The organism is Burkholderia lata (genome assembly GCF_902499025.1).
GTDB lineage: Bacteria > Pseudomonadota > Gammaproteobacteria > Burkholderiales > Burkholderiaceae > Burkholderia > Burkholderia lata_C.
On the sequence record NZ_CABVPW010000096.1, the window covers coordinates 1 to 3188 of the forward strand.

Sequence of the window (3188 nt, forward strand, 5' to 3'; positions counted from 1 at the left end):
CAGCATTATCGCTGGCTCAAGACCCCGGCCGCTCCACTTATCCGGCTGTCTGAATTTGCGCGGCCACCTCTCAGCGCCAATTTCCGTGCATTGGACTGCAGCGCGTTAGTTGGCCTTGGCGATGAACTTCCCGGCCTTTTTAACGGCTTCCACGATTAGCGTTGCAGCGGACGCCATTAGCACAAACTTCGAACTTCAACACCTGGCAAGCCGACCGACAATGCGAAGAACGAATCCTTCAACGGACGCTTCCGGGAGGAATGCCTCAACGCTCATGGGTTCTTGTCGCTGGAGGACGCCAGACTCAAAATCGAGGTCTGGCTCGAGTACTATAACGAGGCGCGCCCTCACTCTGCGCTGCAGTGGATGACACTGGCAGAATTCGCCTGCCAGTGCACCGATCGGGCCGATTCGGCCTACCCCGAAGAGTCGGAATTTTTCAATTAAGACTGGGATGGAAATTGGGCTAGCATCAACAGAACAAAATCAAGATTTGACACATATGCGTGCAACCGCACGGTCGAGCGCCGCGAGGTGAATGGCATCAAGCGAAGTTTGTTGGGCGACTTGAGCTACTGCTAATGCAATTTGTGTCTGGCAATCTGCAATGCTGCGCAGTGGCGCTACGCCCTGTAGATTCTGCATGATAGAGACCTGTAGCTTATCCAGAATTGGTCTAATGACACCAGATAAGCTCTGGCGCGGCGTCGCCGGAGCATTGCCCTGACGTCTCCAGTTGTTAAGTAGCGCGTACTGGACTTCTTTGTTGGCTTCCATCTGGTCCGAGAAAATGTTTGTCGCATCCTCCGCAGTTAGCCCGTGCTCAGACGCCGTCGCCGCCACATTTGCAATAACTTGCGCTTCCCGCAGGGGGTCATAGACGGGCTGACCAGTGTCCCACTTGCTCAGGGCGACCTGGTCAGCAGTGTTAAGGCGATCTGCCATGCTACGTATAAGCGGCACGAAGGCGTCTGCCTGCGCGCCAATGCCGGAAGAGCAGGCCGCAACGAGCGATAAAGCGAGTGCAGGTGTTATCACATGCCGAGTCCCAATGGGCACAATTTTCTTCTTCATTTCCAACGCCTCTCCTCCTATTGAAGATTCTCGTCTGCAACATAGGGACTGGAGACTATATCCCCGTTAGCCCAAGCAGCGAGCAAATTAAATGAAACTACAAATCCAGACTGGTCGCACATAGCCTGCGTCGACGCGGTGGCCGACCACATAATGGGCGGTCACCTGCTCGATTTCCATTCCCCAAAAAAACAAGCAAGCTTGACAAGGAATTCTAGCCTGAGACTCGACATCTCGTCCGACTCAACCAAAACAAATGTACGTATATACGAAGGGTGGAAACGCAGCTTGTCAAGGGGGTGAAGCAGCGATGGGCGAAGCGGTCTGTAGTGGTTAACTAATCCCGGCATGGTCATGACGAGGCTCGATCTAGCTGCGACGCGTGGTTCACTCGAAGCCGTGCTATTGGGGCCGTCGCTGGTTCGGGAGATTTACTTAAGCGTCTATATCGGAGAGCAGGGCGGTTCTGGTCACGAACCCAAGAGGCAATCGTGGATTGCATGAGATGTCGATGACGCCGTGCTCAGTTTTGCGGTGTAATATCTGTGCCAAGGATACATCGCGGGGGACCGTGCTTTCCATGAAGTCCTCGTGGCAGAGGTCGGTAACCCTCTACACGGGGCAGGATGTCGTCGAGCGCCACTAAGCCCGTATCCGCTGCTGTTTCCCCGTTCGCCATCGGGCATCGTTGATTTGCGTCCATGTCTTCCTCCCATTGAAGGCGAGGATAGGACACGATACGACGCTCGCGCTTGAACGTTCTTGCGCTGTGCGCCCTTTTGTTATCGGGTGTCGCTCCAGCGACTCGGCGCGACACCGTTTGCCTTCTTGAAGTGACGGTTGAAGTGGTTCTGGTCCGCGAAGCCGAAAGTCGCGGCCACATCCGTTGCGGGCATGCCGGCACGACGTGCATCGCAGGCGCGGGCCAGTCGGTCCTGGTTGCGCCAGGCGTGCGGCGCCATGCCGATTTCGAGCGAGAAGATGCGCGCGGCATGGAATTTCGACACGCCAACGACGTTGGCCAGCTCGGCTAGGTCGAGCGACGCGGTCAGCTCGTCGAGCATGCGCGACTTCATGCGCTCGACACGCATGCGATCGATGCTCATTGGCCGAGAAGGCCGTGAAGTCGGTCGCCGCCGCGCGTGTGCTAATGAGTCGCATGGGCGTGGAGGTGCTGTACTGCAAGCCCAATACGTGCCGACACTACGCGCAGCACAAGGTCTGACCGTATCTGCTGCGCGGCACGAAGATCAACCGGGCCCAACCAAGTCTGGTCGTTGGACACGAACTATATCCCGATGGTGCGAGGCTTCGTGTACCTGACGGCAGTGGTGGACTGGGCGAGCCGCAAGATCATTGAGCATCGAGTGGCGATCACGCTGGAGGCCGTGCACATCTTCGAGGCGCTGGTGGCGGCGTTTGCCTGCTGGGGGCTGCTGGACATCGTGAAGACTGATCAGGGCACCCAGTTCACGGAGGGCACGTTCACCGAGGCGGTGCTCGGTCGCAGCACCCGCTTGTCTATGGACGGCAAGGGAGTCTCGCGCAACAACGTCTTCGTCGAGCGGGTATGGTGCAGCATCATGTACGAAGAGGTCTACTTGCGGGCTTATGAGTTGGCCAGCCGTGGCTGGCGCTCCATCGGCGACTACATCAAACTTTGTAACCGGAAGCGGCCTTATTCGATCCTGGCGGATCGCATACCGGATGAGGCATATGTCGGGATACTGTCAGAGTTAGCGAGTTCATCACTATTTTCGTGCACCCGAGGGTGAGCGTCCGTGCGGTGCAGCTGTGATTTATGCGACAAAAATGTTTCGCTAGGGAAACACTGATTTATCCAGCTCGGCGGTCATCGCTGACGTAGCCGAGAACGTTGTAGAAGGCAGTTCACGGAACGGACGCTCGATGATGAAGCGGAAGATGAGCTTTGCGGAAGCGGAAAGCGTGGACAAGAAGCGCGTGACCCGGCGTCAGCGTTTCCTGGACGAGATGGAGAAGCTCGTGCCGTGGTCGCGGTTGCTGACGGTGACCCTGACCCAAGAAATAGTCCGGCTCAAAAGTAGAGAAATTCGGCATGATGTGTCCGAGCGGACACGAAGGCGATGCCATGA

Annotated in this window: 3 protein-coding genes and 2 pseudogenes; 3 read left to right on the forward strand and 2 right to left on the reverse strand. The window is 56.9% G+C overall.

What is annotated here, in order from left to right:
• Window positions 1–195: 195 nt before the first annotated feature.
• Window positions 196–447 (forward strand): annotated as a pseudogene (locus tag BDI24065_RS40680) (integrase core domain-containing protein); the annotation flags it as partial.
• A 39-nt stretch (window positions 448–486) separates the two neighbouring features.
• Here BDI24065_RS40680 and BDI24065_RS40685 read toward each other — a convergent pair.
• Both BDI24065_RS40685 and BDI24065_RS40690 read right to left on the reverse strand, forming a co-directional pair.
• Window positions 487–1074, reverse strand: a complete 588-nt coding sequence (locus BDI24065_RS40685) for a chorismate mutase (RefSeq protein WP_175035923.1) — start codon at window positions 1072–1074, stop codon at window positions 487–489.
• A 782-nt stretch (window positions 1075–1856) separates the two neighbouring features.
• Complete coding sequence (locus tag BDI24065_RS40690; protein WP_175035924.1) at window positions 1857–2138, reverse strand: helix-turn-helix domain-containing protein; 282 nt, start codon at window positions 2136–2138, stop codon at window positions 1857–1859.
• A 165-nt stretch (window positions 2139–2303) separates the two neighbouring features.
• On the opposite strand from BDI24065_RS40690, the gene BDI24065_RS40695 reads away from it, so the two are divergent.
• Both BDI24065_RS40695 and BDI24065_RS41315 read left to right on the forward strand, forming a co-directional pair.
• Window positions 2304–2849, forward strand: a complete 546-nt coding sequence (locus BDI24065_RS40695) for a DDE-type integrase/transposase/recombinase (RefSeq protein WP_302479491.1) — start codon at window positions 2304–2306, stop codon at window positions 2847–2849.
• A gap of 136 nt (window positions 2850–2985) precedes the next feature.
• A pseudogene (locus tag BDI24065_RS41315) lies at window positions 2986–3188 on the forward strand (hypothetical protein); the annotation flags it as partial.

Excerpts from the sequence above, each read along its gene's own strand:
- BDI24065_RS40685 (WP_175035923.1), bottom strand. The coding sequence starts at position 1,074 with ATGAAGAAGAAAATTGTGCCCATTGGGACTCGGCATGTGATAACACCT.
- BDI24065_RS40690 (WP_175035924.1), bottom strand. The coding sequence starts at position 2,138 with ATGCTCGACGAGCTGACCGCGTCGCTCGACCTAGCCGAGCTGGCCAAC.